Here is a 14,197-nt window from a genome sequence, read left to right on the forward strand (position 1 = left end):
TTAATTTCCGGGAAAGTTTCTTGCAGGGGTGCAAGACGGTTTCCCGCCTTCCGGAAAGTTTGTCGCAGGGATGCAGGAAGCTTTCGAGGTTCCCGGAAAGTCTCTTGCTGGGGTGAAACATACTTTCCCGGTTACCCGAAAAGCCGTTAAAGGACTGTTTTGAATTTCTCCAGACAAATTTGTCTTTTAACTCTGAATTCTTTTCCCCCACATTTGTCATACTGAAAGAAAAATCTAAGCAAAATATTAGAAATACTGAAAAAATCAAATTTGAAATTCCAACCCAAAGACAATGTAAAATTGTTCTATAAAAAGAACCAAAGAAAAACAGATTCTAAAACACACGCTTCATCACAGATAAAATCTGCATAACTTTGCTTCCTCAAAATAATCACCATCATAAAAAAACTTTGCGTTTGAAAACGCCCAACTTTCCACCACATCTGTCATCGTGAAAAGATCTAAACAAAGTATTAGAAATTATAAGAAAAAGAACTCAAGCAAGACAAATGCTAAAACACTCTTCATCACAGATGAAATCTGCATAACTTTGCTTCCTCAAAACAATCACCATCATAAAAAAACTTTGCGCTTAAAAACGCCCAGCTTTCCTCCACATTTGTCATCCTGAAAGGATCTAAGCAAAATATTAGAAATACTGAAAAATAAAATTTAAAATTCCAACGCAAAGACAATGTAAAATTGTTCTATAAAAAGAACCAAAGAAAAACAGATGCTAAAACACACGCTTCATCACAGATGAAATCTGCATAACTTTGTTTCCTCAAAATAAACACCATCATAAAAAAAAACTTTGCGTTTGAAAACGCCCAACTTTCCACCACATCTGTCATCGATCTAAGCAAAGTATTAGAAATTATAAGAAAAAAGAACCCAAGCAAGACAGGTGCTAAAACGCACGCTTCATCACAGATGAAATCTGCATAACTTTGCTTCCTCAAAATAATCATCATCATAAAAAAACTTTGCGTCTGAAAACGCTTAATTTCCTCCACATTTGTCATCCTGAAAGGATCTAAACAAAGTATTTTAAAGTCTGGAAAAAATAAAGTTTAAAATTCCAACCCAAAAACAATGTAAAATTGTTCTATAAAAAGAACCAAAGAAAAACAGATTCTAAAACACACGCTTCATCACAGATGAAATCTGCATAACTTTGCTTCCTCAAAACAATCACTATCATAAAAAAACTTTGCGTTTGAAAATGCCCAGCTTTCCTCCACATTTGTCATCCTGAAAGGATCTACGAAATTCACACAAAAATATTCTAGTATAGATTCCTCCGGAATGACAATCATGGCGTATCTATTTTCAAAAAATTAAGTAATACCCTTCGTTTTAAAAAGTCCAGACAGGCTTATTTTCAACCAACAATCCGCAAATTAGCAAAATCCAAAAAAAATCCCGATTTTTGCCCTCTCCAAAAAATTCCGAGACATTCATGAAACTTTGTATTGCCGAAAAACCCAGTGTTGCCAGAGATATCGCCAAAGTGTTGGGCGCGACCACGCCGAAACAGGGCTATATGGAAGGAAACGGCTATTGTGTGACATGGACTTTCGGGCATCTTTGCACCCTCAAAGAACCTCACGATTACGGTCCGCAGTACAAATCGTGGAATCTGTTTCTGCTGCCCATTATTCCCAATAATTTCGGGATCAAATTAATCCCCAACAAAGGCGTAGAAAATCAGTTTAAAGTTATTGAAAGATTAGTCGAAGAATGTGATGAGGTCATCAATTGCGGGGATGCCGGTCAGGAAGGAGAACTGATCCAGAGATGGGTTTTACAGAAAGCAAAATGCAATAAACCCATTCAGCGTTTGTGGATTTCATCCCTTACCGAAGAAGCGATTAAAGAAGGTTTTGCCAATCTAAAACCTGCCGAAGATTACAAAAATCTCTATCTCGCAGGAAACGCAAGAGCGATCGGAGACTGGTTGCTGGGAATTAATGCAACAAGACTTTTCACCAAAAAATTTGGCGGAAATAAAGCTGTTCTTTCCATCGGAAGAGTACAGACTCCCACTTTGGCAATGCTCGTTCAGCGTCAGAAAGAGATTGATGCTTTTACCACCGAAGAATATTGGGAACTGAAAACCAAATACCGCGAAGTTATTTTTAACGCCGCCATCGACCGTCTCAAAACATTGGAACGCGCAGAAAAAGGGCTGGAATATTTAAAACAGAATCCTTTCGAAATCGTATCCTTTGAAATTAAAGAAGGAAAAGAAAAAAATCCGAGACTCTTTGATTTGACGGCACTTCAGGTGGAAGCCAACAAAAAATACGGCTATTCTGCGGAGAATACGCTTAATTATATTCAGAGTCTTTACGAGAAAAAGCACGTTACGTATCCGCGTGTGGATACAACGTACTTGTCTGAAAGTTTATATCCGAAAATAGAAGGAATTCTGAAGAAAATGTATTTCTATCAGGAACTTATCGCCCCTTTACTGGAAGCTCCGATTTCCAAATCGAAAGCGGTTTTTGATGATACCAAAGTAACAGATCACCACGCAATTATTCCGACGGAAGTTCCGCCTTCCCAGAATTTAAGCAGGGAAGAAAAGTTAGTTTATGATCTGGTTGCGAAACGTTTCATTGCCGTATTTTATCCCGAGTGTAAAATTTCCAATACTTTAGTAGAAGGAAAAGTAGGAACCATTCCTTTCAAAACCAGCGGAAGGCAGATATTGGAACCGGGATGGAGAGCCGTTTACGCCAAAGAACCGAAAGAAGAACCCAACGATAAAGAAAAAGAAAAGGAAGAAGAACAGACCATTCCCGAATTTACCGTCGGAGAAACCGGACCACATGATCCGATGATCCATCAGGGAAAAACGACTCCGCCAAAACCATACACGGAAGCAACTTTGCTGAGAGCTATGGAAACCGCAGGAAAACAGGTGGAAGATGATGAACTGCGCGAACTCCTGAAAAACAACGGCATCGGAAGACCTTCAACCCGCGCCAATATTATCGAAACGCTTTTCAAGCGGAAATATATCGAGAAGAAAAGAAAAAATCTCATCGCTACCCAAACCGGAATTCAACTGATTGACACCATTGAAGATGAATTGCTGAAAAGTCCCGAATTAACCGGAGAATGGGAACTGAAACTCCGAAAAATTGAAAAAGGCGAATATGAAGCCAATCATTTTAAGGAAGAGCTGATCCAGATGGTGACAGATCTTACCAAAAAAGTAGTCGACGGAAAAGGGAAAGTCATTTCTTTGGAAGAAGAAAAAGTGGAGGAGATAAAAGAAAAGAAAAAACGCGAACCTGCCGTTAAAAAAGAACTCCAATCTTGGGAAGAAACCAAATGTCCGAAATGCAAAGAACATCATTTGATGAAAGGAAAAACTGCTGTCGGCTGTTCCGATTTTAAAAACTGCGGCTTTAAAGTTTCCTTTGAAATCTTCGGAAAAAAGCTTTCGGATAAGCAATTAATGGATCTGGTTCTGAAAGGCAAAACTTCAAAATTAAAAGGCTTCACCACCCATCCCGAAAGTTTGGCAGAAGGTATTTTGTCGATGGATGAACAATTTCAGATTGTTTTAAACTAAAAATTAAACACAAATACCACAAATATTTTCACGATTATCACAACGAAACATCAATAGGAGCGGACTTTAGTCCGCTTTCAAATTTTACCCAAAACAAAGGCTTCAGCCAAAACAGAATAATTCTTAACTTCTCAAATATCCTTAATGATTAAAACATTTGCGCCATTTGTGAACAAATTATTCGTGCGATTCGTGTTAAAAATAAAATTTGTGAAATCTATCCGTGCCATTCGTGTTTAAATCAAAAGCAAACATAATATTTTCGCATTTGTGAAAAAATTTGTGCAACTTGTGTTTAAATTACAAACCAAAAATGACTCCCCATAAAAAACAACTCATCACCGACAGTTTCAACCGCTCCGAAACATTAAAATTCTACAAAGCCGAACTTCTGGAAGTGGAAACCGACTTCATTTCCATGAAAATCCCGAAAATGGAACTCATGACAAGAAAAGCAGGAATGTTCAACGGAGCCATGATTGCTTCTTTGGTGGATGTTTCTTCAGGTTACGCGGCAGTAAGTCATTACGAAGAAGACTGTTATGTCGTAACCGTTGAATTGAAAGTCAATTATTTAAGACCTGCCATCGGAGACGCTTTAATTTCAAAATCTTATGTAATAAAAGGAGGTTCAAAGATCAGCGTGATCCGCACAGAAATTTATGTGGCTGATGAAAACGGAGCATCTGAAAGCCACGTTGCAACATCCTTGGTCACGATGATGAAGATCAGATAATTTTTCAAACAAGTGGAATAGCTTTTGCACAGTAACACGCATCAACAACATTAAAAAATCATACTATGAACTTAATTATTCGACTTTTGGTAACGGCCATTGTTGCTTATCTTTTAACATGGATCTTACCGGGAGTACACTTTACAGGATTTGGCGGAGCGATCATTTTTGCCATCGTTTTAGGACTTTTGAATTTAATTGTAAAACCTATTCTTAATATTTTAGGATTGCCTTTAACGATCATTACATTGGGACTGTTCACTTTAGTAATCAATGCAATTATTATCCTGATCGCCGATTATTTTATAGACAGCATGATGGTAGACGGATTTTTATGGGCGTTGATTTTCAGCATCCTGCTTTCCATTGTCAGCTCACTGGCAAACTCAATGTTTTCGGACGGAGATTAGTTTAAAATTTAAAATGACATAAAAATCGCCTGTTAAAACGACAGGCGATTTTTTGTGCGCGTTTGTGTTTTAAAAATAGTTAACTTTGGCAATCTTTGAATTAAATAAAGACTTTATGATTGGATTGAATGATAAAGTCATAAAAAATGAATTAATATGAAACTTAAGTACAGTCTGCTGGCTTTGGCAGCTCCGCTCTTAATGAATGCACAACAACTAATGACGCCTGAAATTTTATGGACTTTGAAAAAAGTTGGAGTACAGGCAGTTTCTCCCGATCAGTCCTCGTTAATCTACAAAATTGGACAGACCGATCTTAAAACCGAAAAAACAAAAAGTGAGAACTATTTCCTGAATGTTCTGAACAACCAGTCCGTGAAAGTTGATTTAGGCAAAAAAGCACTGATTCAGTGGGATAAAAACGGATTGTACGCGCAGGAAGGTGATAAGATTTTTCTTTCAAAAGACAACGGTAAAACATGGACGGAGTTTTACACCATCGGTGAAGCAGACAACATTGTTATTTCTCCCGACGGTAAAAAAATAGCCTTCAGCAAGCAGGTTTTGGTAGAAAAAGTAATGGGAAAAGACAAATATTCCGATACTCCGAAAACCACCGCGCAAGTTTATACAGATCTGAATCACAGACACTGGGATTATTTCAATGAAGGAAAGTATAATCATGTTTTCGTGGTAAATGTTTCGGATAAAGCAGATTCTGCAAAAGATTTACTGGAAGGAAAAATGTGGGATTCTCCGCAAAGACCTTTTGGCGGAGCGGAAGATTTCATCTGGAGTCCGGATTCTGCACAACTTTTATATGTTACCAAACCGAAAAGCGGCAAAGAGTACTCTACAAGCACAAACACGGATATTTTTGCATACGATCTTGCTTCAGGAACAACAAAAAATTTAACTGAATCTAATAAAGGATACGACGTTAATCCGAAATTCAGTCCGGACGGAAAATCACTTTTGTGGCAGAGTATGTCAAGAGATGGTTATGAAGCCGATAAAAATGATGTAAAAATCATGGATTGGAAATCCGGAAAAACAACAAACCTCACCGCAGGTTGGGACGAAAGTGTTTCCGGAGATGTTTTCTGGAGCGGAGATTCAAAAATGATCTATTTTACGGCAGCTTTCAGAGGAACGAAGCAGTTATTCTCTTTAGATCCTAAAAATGCCAAAGTGCAGCAGATCACGAAAGGTGATTTTGATGTGAACGAAATTTTTGCCGATCAGAAGACTTCACTTTTGGTAGGAAGAACCGATATTAACCACGCCACAGATATTTTCTCTGTCAACCTTAAAAACGGAGAAATGAAGCAGGTTACGGAAGCCAATAAAGAAATGTATGCACAGTTGGCTCAGGGAAAATCTGAACTAAAAATGGTGAAAACTTCGGACGGAAAAGAAATGGGAGTGTGGTTCCATTATCCGCCAAACTTTGATCCGAATAAAAAATATCCAACCCTTGTTTATTGTCAGGGAGGTCCGCAATCTGCATTAACACAATTCTTCAGCACAAGATGGAATTTTGCTTTAATGGCAGCCAACGGATACATTGTTGTTGCACCAAACAGAAGAGGAATGCCGGGTTGGGGAACAAAATGGAATGAAGAAATCTCAAGAGACTGGGGAGGACAACCAATGAGAGATTATTTGGCCGCAACAGATTACGCAAAAACTTTACCTTACGTTGACGGAAGCAGAGTTGCTGCTGTCGGAGCAAGTTATGGAGGTTACAGCGTATTTATGTTAGCAGGAATTCACGAAAACAGATTCAAAACGTTCATCGCGCACGATGGATTATTCGATATGAAATCTTGGTATTTAACAACGGAAGAACTTTGGTTTGCGAACTGGGATCTCGGTTCACCGTGGGAAAAACCGCAACCAAAAGCTTATACGGAATTCAACCCAAGCAATTTTGTTGATAAATGGAATAAGCCGATTATGATCGTTCAGGGTGGAATCGACTTCAGAGTGCCTTACGAACAAGGACAGGAAGCCTTTCAGGCAGCAAAACTGAGAGGTTTAAAATCTAAACTGGTCTATTTCCCGAATGAAAATCACTGGGTGCTGCATCCACAAAACGGATTGGTTTGGCAAAGAGAATTCTTCGACTGGCTAAAAGAAACGTTATAAATGTAATCTTCCCTTCTGAATTCCCCTCCTTTGGAGGGGTGGCAAAAATTCATAGAATTTTTGACGGGGTGGTTTAAACAAATATAAAAATCAACAGAAAACGGGCTTTTAGTCCGTTTTTTGTTTTGAAAATTAATAATGACTTTAGCCAAAATGTATATGTATTTGAATCATGCAAAACAGAATATCTTCCTTTCCGCCAATCATTGATAACGATTCTAAAATTATCATTCTGGGATCAATTCCCGGTGTAAAATCGTTAGAAAAACAACAGTATTACGGTCATCCCCAAAACAAATTCTGGAAAATCATCTTTGAATTGCTTAACGAAGAATTTACAGAAGATTATGCTGAAAGAATCAATATTTTAAAGAAACACAACATTGCACTTTGGGATGTTATCGATTCCTGCGAAAGAAAAGGAAGTCTGGATTCTGAAATAAAAAATGAAGAAGCCAACCAGGTTGAAGAACTCCTGGAAGTTCATCCGAATATTAAGGCAATCTTTTGTAACGGCGGAAAGTCGTATAAAAATTTGCAGAAAATTTTAGGAAAGAATTATAAAATACCTTTATTTTTACTGCCTTCCACAAGCCCGCTTCATACGGTTTCTTTTGAAAAGAAACTGGAGGAGTGGAAGAAGATTGTAGAATTTCTGAATTAAAATAGCAGGAATAAAAACTATCCCTGCTAAGATTTATTTGAAAAATAATTACTTCTCAATCCTGTAAACCTCCTCATAAGGCTGTATCAGAACCCATCCATTTCCTGAGAATTTCATCTGAAATTCCTCACCGCTTCCTCTTCCTATCAGACTTTTAAAAGAAACATTGGTTTTCAGTTCAGGAGATAGATTTCCCGACCACGCAACGGTGGCATTCGGATCTGTGAAAACCGGAGCATCGGGAGTTACCAATAATGTCAACGGTTCGCCGTGAGTGGTAATCGCGATATGTCCCGTTCCGGATAATTTCACCTGAAAAAGTCCGCCTGACATTACGCCTGCAATACTTTTTAGCATTGTAATATCGCTTTTTATGCTTTGTTCGTGTGCCAAAACGTCGTTTCCGTTCACGCAGACTGCTTCATTATTTAAATAAAGAATACGAACTTTTTTTCCGGAATCCGCAACGTACAATTTTCCGGTTCCTTCGGCTTTCATTAATTTTGCTCCTTCGCCGCTGATCGCTTTTTTCAATAAGTTTCCAATTCCTCCGGAAAGCATTCCCTGTCTTTCGAAATTAACGTTTCCGATGTAGCCGACCATGCTTCCTGCCTTCGTCCAGACAGACTGATTATTAAGGTTGATCTCCAGAAGAGATGGCTTTTCCAGTTCGAAATAATCTCTTTCCATTGGATTTTCTTTCGTTTCGTTCACAAAAGATTCAATCGAATATTTGCTCATAGTGTAAATTTTTAATGTTCTCAAAAATAGCTTTTTTACGGTATAAAAAATATCGGGAAATCACGGTTTTTTATTTCAATTAAAATTAATTTAAATACTTTGAATCTTTGTATTTCGAAAATAAGTGAAACGCCCTTGTTTATCTTGGTTTCAATAATTTAAAATAGATTCTTTGTTTATCCTTGCGATTATTTAAACGCAACGCTAAACAAAATTCTTAAATAAAACTTTTTAATTTAAAGAAATACAAAGGCATCTCATTCAAAAAATACAAAACATAAAATAATTATATTGTTGATTATTAGTTAGTTATGTTTATTTAAAAAATACACAAAGAGTTACTTTAACATCTATGTAAATAATACTTGACAAAGGGGTGTTTCATGTCGTATATTTGCACTCCGAAAATTACACCATGTAATTTCTATAAATTTTTAAACCGTAATTTAAAAAATGAAAACATCAGATTTTAATTTTGATCTTCCTGCGGAATTATTGGCAGAACACCCATCAGAACACAGAGACGAAGCCAGATTAATGGTTTTAGACAGAAAAACTGAAACAATTCAGCATAAACTGTTCAAAGATGTGGTTGATTATTTCGACGAAGGAGATCTTTTTATCTTCAACAATACTAAAGTTTTTCCTGCACGTTTATACGGAAATAAAGAAAAAACGGGAGCTAAAATTGAAGTTTTCTTATTAAGAGAGCTGGATAAGGAAACCCGCGTTTGGGACGTTTTGGTAGATCCTGCAAGAAAAATCAGAATTGGTAACAAATTATTCTTCACAGAAGATGAATCTTTAGTAGCAGAAGTTATAGACAACACCACTTCAAGAGGAAGAACTTTAAGATTCTTATTCGATGGTTCTTACGAAGAATTCAGAGCTAAATTAAAGGAATTGGGAGAAACTCCGCTTCCGAAATACATCAAAAGAGATGTTGAACCTGAAGATGCGGAAAGATACCAAACCATCTATGCAAAAGTAGAAGGAGCGGTTGCAGCACCAACTGCAGGACTTCACTTTTCAAAACATCTGATGAAGAGACTGGAAATCAAAGGAATCGACTTTGCTGAGGTTACGCTTCACGTTGGTTTGGGAACATTTAACCCGATTGAAGTAGAAGATCTTTCTAAGCACAAAATGGAATCTGAAGAAATCTTCATCGATGAGAAAAATGCTCAGATCATCAACAATGCTGTGGAAGCAAACAGAAGAGTTTGTGCCGTTGGAACAACTACCATGAGAACTTTGGAAACTTCTGTTTCTTCAAACAAAAAGATCTCTGCTTTCCACGGATGGACCAATAAATTTATTTATCCTCCACACGATTTCGGAGTGGCAAACTGTATGATTACGAACTTCCACACGCCAAAATCTACATTAATCATGATGATCGCAGCGTTTGCAGGAAGAGATTTCGTAATGCACGCTTACGAAGAAGCCGTAAAAGAAAAATACAAATTCTACTCTTACGGAGACGCAATGTTAATTTTATAAGAACAGAAGCTGGAAGTTGGGTGTTGGAAGTTTGCAATTCGACGCCCAATTTTTCTTCCATCTTCTGACATCTAACTTCCAACAATATAATGAAAGACATCAGAACTTTATCACTGGACCAGCTCAAAGAATATTTTGTTTCTTTGGGGGAAAAACCGTTTCGTGCGAAGCAGGTGTACGACTGGTTGTGGAGTAAAAATCTCCACTCGATTGATGAAATGACGAATCTTTCAAAGTCTCTTCGTGAAAGAATCGCGGAAGAGTATACCATCAATCCTGTTTCTGTGGATCAGCTTCAGAAAAGCACAGACGGAACCATTAAAAACGGAGTGAAATTACACGACGGCTTATTGGTGGAATCCGTTCTTATTCCTACAGAAACCAGAACGACAGCCTGCGTTTCTTCACAGGTGGGATGTTCATTAAACTGCGAATTCTGCGCAACCGCAAGACTCAAAAGAATGAGAAATCTTGAAGTTGCTGAAATCGTGGATCAGGTTGCTTTAATCGACAGCCAGAGCAAAATGTACTTCGACAGACCGCTTTCCAACATTGTTTTTATGGGAATGGGAGAGCCGATGATGAATTACAAGAATGTAGTGGAAGCAATCCGGAAAATTACCCAACCGGAAGGTCTGGGAATGTCTCCGAGAAGAATTACGGTTTCAACTTCCGGAATTCCGAAGATGATTAAAATGCTTGCTGATGAAGAACTGAAAGTGAAATTAGCTTTATCACTCCATTCCGCAATCGAAGTAAAACGTAATGAGATCATGCCTTTTTCCGATAAGTTTCCTTTAACGGAAATCATGGAATCTCTTCAGTACTGGTATAAAAAAACAGGCTCTGTCATTACTTTCGAATATTGTGTATGGAAAGGAATTAACGACGGAGATGAAGACATCAAAGCCCTGATTAAATACTGTAAGCAGGTTCCTTCGAAAGTAAATTTAATCCAGTATAATCCCATTGGAGACGGAAAATATGACCAGTGCAACAAACAGGCAGAGGAAAATTATATCCGCCAGCTTGAAAATGCCGGAATTGTCTGTGTGGTAAGAAAAAGCCGTGGCGGAGATATTGATGCAGCCTGCGGACAGCTTGCCAATAAGTCTTCGGATTAAATTTTTATTAAAAAAAACAAAAATTTTTCTTATCGTTTTTGTAAAATCCTAACTTTGTACCACAAATTTAAAAGTGATGATGGATTACTTTATGGATGAAAATGGATTGGAAAGTGTCTACTCATGGGCAATTCCTGTTCACGCTGCTGTTATTTTAGCCGAAATGATTTACAGCCATGTTTCCGAGGCTAAATTATATGATAAAAAAGACGTTGCAACAAGTGTTTATTTGGCACTGATGAACTTCGGGCTGGATCTTTTAATGAAAGGATTTGCCATGTTTGTCATGTTTTTCTTTTACAATCATAGATTTTTCACGTGGGAATTTACGATCTGGTATTGGCTGATCTGTTTTGTGGTAACGGATTTTGCGTACTACGTTCTTCATTATGTAGATCATCATTCCAGAGCATTCTGGGCGGTTCATATTACGCACCATAACTCGGAATATTTCAATTTGACCACAGGTTTCAGAAGTCCGGTTTTACAGCCTCTATACAGATATTTGTACTTTTCACCACTGGCTTTTTTAGGATTCAATCCGTGGCACATTATGGTGGTTTATGCGATTGGTCAGGTTTACGGAACATGGGTTCATACGCAGACTGTAAAAAGTATGGGATTTCTGGAATATATCTTGGTAACGCCCTCTCATCACCGTGTTCATCATGCATGTAACATCAAATATCTTGACAGAAATATGGGAATGTGCCTTATTATCTGGGACAAAATTTTCGGAACTTTCGAAAAAGAAGACCCTAATGTTCCTGTAAAGTACGGTATTTATCCAAAAATGCCGAATGACAGACCAGACACGGTTTTGTTATACGAATGGAGAAAAATATGGAAAGATATTAAACAGCCGGGACTGAAATTTTCAGATCGTATCAATTATATCTTTAATTCTCCGGGATGGCGGCACGACGGAACCGGAAAAACAGTAAGACAATATCAAAAAGATTATTGGGCAAGAAAAAATAAAAATAAAGATCAGGTTCAGAAGAAATCTGCTTAGTTCTCTAAAACACTGGTCACGCTATTTTGACAGAGATTTCACAATATTTGAATTTAAATACAATAAATTAGGACGGGCTTGCTCGTCTTTTTTGTTTGCTTAAATTTAAATTCAATCTCTTCTTCGTTATCTTAGTTAAGTGATACGCCTTTGCGAACTTAAAAACGAATAGTAATAAAAAAATCTTTGCGAGCTTTGTGTTAAAAAAATTACTCAACTTTATTATGTTCAAAACTACGAAAAGCATATAAAATTCTACATAAGTATTAGTGAAATTAGTATAAAAAATTAGTGCCTTTGTGTTTAAATAAATATTTTTACCGCATGAAAAAGCTTTTCATCATATTTGCCATTACCGTTTCAACAGTCTCATTTTCCCAACAGGCGGATCTGTTCAAAATCAGAAAGTACAGAGTCAATTATTTGGATGATAAAGTGAAAGAAACTTCAGGGCTGAGTCTAATCAACGGAAAACTGTATACTTTTAACGACAGCGGAAATTCTCCCGAACTTTTCGAATTGGATAAAAAAACAGGAAAAATTATCGGCACCGTACAAATCAACGCTAAAAATAAAGATTGGGAAGCACTTACAAACGACGGTAAAAACTTTTACATCGGAGATTTCGGAAACAACGGCGGAACAAGAAAAGACCTCGAAATTTATAAAGTTCCTTTTGAAAATAATACATTAAATAACGATTCTGTAAAAGTAATTTCCTTCGAATATCCCGAACAGCAGGAATTTATTCCGAAATATTCCGAAACGGACTTCGATGCGGAAGCGATGATTTATTTAAATGGTAAAATTCATCTCTTTACAAAAGAATGGGGTTCAAAATCAACAACACATTACATTATCGATCCTGAAATTTCAGAAAAGCAAAAAGCACAGAAAACAGAAACTTTTAAGACCGGTTTTATGGTAACAGATGCTTTTTATTTTAATAAAAAGCTTTATTTGATAGGCTATACAAAGAATACAGAAGTCTTTTTAGATATTTTTAATGAAGCTGAATCCGGAGTTTTTTTTAAAGAAAATCCACGACATTATTATCTGGGAAGTGCTTTATCTATTGGACAAATTGAAGGAATTGCCGTTGATGAAACAGGAATCTATATTTCGGGGGAAAAATTTCATTCTCCGATTGGCGGAGGAAAACAAAGCCTGTATTTTATTCCGATAGATAAACTCAAAGATTAATTTCTCTTAAAATTGCCCGAAAAAAATTATCTTTGTGGGAATTAATAATTTATCTCTTATTCAAAGATTGTGGCGAACACCGTTGAAGAAATCAAGCGACCGATCAATGAGGAAATGAAACTTTTCGAGCAGAAGTTTTATGAATCCATGCAGAGCAAAGTACCTTTACTAGATAAAGTCACTCGTTTTATTGTTACCACAAAAGGAAAACAGATGCGTCCGATGTTTGTCTTTCTTTGTGCAAAATTAGTCGGCGATGTCAACGAAAAAACATATCGTGGAGCTTCCATGATCGAGCTGATTCACACCGCAACTCTGGTTCATGATGATGTGGTGGATGAAAGTTTTAAGCGTCGCAATTTCTTTTCAATTAATGCGTTGTGGAAAAATAAAATTGCTGTTTTGGTAGGGGATTATCTTTTATCCAAATCTGTTTTATTATCTACAGATCATAAAGACTACGATTTATTAGGTGTTATTTCAAGAACCATCCGCGAAATGTCTGAAGGTGAACTTCTTCAGCTGGAAAAAGCCAGAAAACTGGATATTACGGAAGATGTATATTATGAAATTATCCGTCAGAAAACAGCGACTTTAATTGCTGCGTGTTGCGAAATCGGCGTTTTATCGAATAATGCAGATGAAGTTCTGGCTAAAAAAATGATGGATTTCGGAACTTATACCGGAATGGCTTTCCAGATCAAAGACGACCTTTTTGATTATTTAACATCGAACGTCATCGGAAAACCTGTAGGAATTGATATCAAAGAGCAGAAAATGACACTGCCTCTGATCCATACTTTGAAAACAGCAAACGAGAAAGACCGCAAATACTATTTCAATACCATTAAACGTTACAATAACGATCAGAAACGCGTAAAAGAGTTGATTAATTTTGTTAAAAGTTCCGGAGGTTTGGAGTATGCGATTACCGTAATGAAAGACTTTCAGCAAAAAGCAATTGATATTCTGAACGAATTTCCCGATTCTGAAGCAAAAAAATCATTGCGGATTATGCTTGATTACGTAATTGAAAGAAAATTTTAAATAAAATATAATAA

General features: G+C 37.0%; 12 protein-coding genes. 10 read left to right on the plus strand and 2 right to left on the minus strand.

Translation table 11 applies throughout. From position 1 onward, the window contains the following. The gene (locus AC52CF_RS06940) at positions 1 to 177 is read right to left on the minus strand and encodes a hypothetical protein (RefSeq protein WP_496517978.1); all 177 of its coding nucleotides are present in this window, start codon (positions 175 to 177) and stop codon (positions 1 to 3) included. A 1,285-nt stretch (positions 178 to 1,462) separates the two neighbouring features. Between AC52CF_RS06940 and AC52CF_RS06945 the strand changes: the two genes are divergently transcribed. From AC52CF_RS06945 to AC52CF_RS06965, 5 genes are all read left to right on the plus strand, one after another. Next, positions 1,463 to 3,589 carry a type IA DNA topoisomerase gene (locus AC52CF_RS06945; RefSeq protein ID WP_496517979.1) on the plus strand — a complete coding sequence of 709 codons (2,127 nt, stop codon included), beginning with the start codon at positions 1,463 to 1,465 and terminating at the stop codon, positions 3,587 to 3,589. Positions 3,590 to 3,902: 313 nt separating this feature from the next. Beyond that, positions 3,903 to 4,325 carry a PaaI family thioesterase gene (locus AC52CF_RS06950; RefSeq protein ID WP_336732924.1) on the plus strand — a complete coding sequence of 141 codons (423 nt, stop codon included), beginning with the start codon at positions 3,903 to 3,905 and terminating at the stop codon, positions 4,323 to 4,325. A 65-nt stretch (positions 4,326 to 4,390) separates the two neighbouring features. After that, positions 4,391 to 4,735 (plus strand): phage holin family protein, encoded by a 345-nt coding sequence (locus tag AC52CF_RS06955; protein WP_116099500.1) that lies wholly within the window; start codon positions 4,391 to 4,393, stop codon positions 4,733 to 4,735. A gap of 156 nt (positions 4,736 to 4,891) precedes the next feature. Continuing rightward, positions 4,892 to 6,886, plus strand: a complete 1,995-nt coding sequence (locus AC52CF_RS06960; protein WP_496517980.1) for a S9 family peptidase — start codon at positions 4,892 to 4,894, stop codon at positions 6,884 to 6,886. A 172-nt stretch (positions 6,887 to 7,058) separates the two neighbouring features. Next, positions 7,059 to 7,550 (plus strand): DNA-deoxyinosine glycosylase, encoded by a 492-nt coding sequence (locus tag AC52CF_RS06965; RefSeq protein ID WP_496517981.1) that lies wholly within the window; start codon positions 7,059 to 7,061, stop codon positions 7,548 to 7,550. Between the two features lie 48 nt (positions 7,551 to 7,598). On the opposite strand, the gene AC52CF_RS06970 is transcribed toward AC52CF_RS06965, so the two are convergent. Then, the gene (locus AC52CF_RS06970; RefSeq protein WP_076394991.1) at positions 7,599 to 8,291 is read right to left on the minus strand and encodes an AIM24 family protein; all 693 of its coding nucleotides are present in this window, start codon (positions 8,289 to 8,291) and stop codon (positions 7,599 to 7,601) included. A gap of 453 nt (positions 8,292 to 8,744) precedes the next feature. Between AC52CF_RS06970 and queA the strand changes: the two genes are divergently transcribed. From queA to AC52CF_RS06995, 5 genes are all read left to right on the plus strand, one after another. Further along, positions 8,745 to 9,794, plus strand: a complete 1,050-nt coding sequence (queA, locus tag AC52CF_RS06975) for a tRNA preQ1(34) S-adenosylmethionine ribosyltransferase-isomerase QueA (protein WP_214590255.1) — start codon at positions 8,745 to 8,747, stop codon at positions 9,792 to 9,794. A gap of 89 nt (positions 9,795 to 9,883) precedes the next feature. Further along, entirely contained in the window at positions 9,884 to 10,918 is a 1,035-nt protein-coding gene (gene rlmN, locus AC52CF_RS06980; RefSeq protein ID WP_214590254.1) for a dual-specificity RNA methyltransferase RlmN, read from the plus strand. 76 nt (positions 10,919 to 10,994) lie between these two features. After that, positions 10,995 to 11,933: a sterol desaturase family protein gene (locus AC52CF_RS06985; RefSeq protein ID WP_336691016.1), complete on the plus strand. Its 939-nt coding sequence runs from the start codon at positions 10,995 to 10,997 to the stop codon at positions 11,931 to 11,933. Positions 11,934 to 12,257: 324 nt separating this feature from the next. Then, positions 12,258 to 13,136 (plus strand): hypothetical protein, encoded by an 879-nt coding sequence (locus AC52CF_RS06990; RefSeq protein WP_496517982.1) that lies wholly within the window; start codon positions 12,258 to 12,260, stop codon positions 13,134 to 13,136. A gap of 69 nt (positions 13,137 to 13,205) precedes the next feature. Beyond that, positions 13,206 to 14,183, plus strand: a complete 978-nt coding sequence (locus tag AC52CF_RS06995; protein WP_271161704.1) for a polyprenyl synthetase family protein — start codon at positions 13,206 to 13,208, stop codon at positions 14,181 to 14,183. Positions 14,184 to 14,197: the final 14 nt, after the last annotated feature.

The sequence above is a fragment of the Chryseobacterium sp. 2P genome (assembly GCF_059579425.1).

Excerpts from the sequence above, each read along its gene's own strand:
- AC52CF_RS06945 (WP_496517979.1), top strand. The coding sequence starts at position 1,463 with ATGAAACTTTGTATTGCCGAAAAACCCAGTGTTGCCAGAGATATCGCC.
- AC52CF_RS06950 (WP_336732924.1), top strand. The coding sequence starts at position 3,903 with ATGACTCCCCATAAAAAACAACTCATCACCGACAGTTTCAACCGCTCC.
- AC52CF_RS06955 (WP_116099500.1), top strand. The coding sequence starts at position 4,391 with ATGAACTTAATTATTCGACTTTTGGTAACGGCCATTGTTGCTTATCTT.
- AC52CF_RS06960 (WP_496517980.1), top strand. The coding sequence starts at position 4,892 with ATGAAACTTAAGTACAGTCTGCTGGCTTTGGCAGCTCCGCTCTTAATG.
- AC52CF_RS06965 (WP_496517981.1), top strand. The coding sequence starts at position 7,059 with ATGCAAAACAGAATATCTTCCTTTCCGCCAATCATTGATAACGATTCT.
- AC52CF_RS06970 (WP_076394991.1), bottom strand. The coding sequence starts at position 8,291 with ATGAGCAAATATTCGATTGAATCTTTTGTGAACGAAACGAAAGAAAAT.
- queA (WP_214590255.1), top strand. The coding sequence starts at position 8,745 with ATGAAAACATCAGATTTTAATTTTGATCTTCCTGCGGAATTATTGGCA.
- rlmN (WP_214590254.1), top strand. The coding sequence starts at position 9,884 with ATGAAAGACATCAGAACTTTATCACTGGACCAGCTCAAAGAATATTTT.
- AC52CF_RS06985 (WP_336691016.1), top strand. The coding sequence starts at position 10,995 with ATGATGGATTACTTTATGGATGAAAATGGATTGGAAAGTGTCTACTCA.
- AC52CF_RS06990 (WP_496517982.1), top strand. The coding sequence starts at position 12,258 with ATGAAAAAGCTTTTCATCATATTTGCCATTACCGTTTCAACAGTCTCA.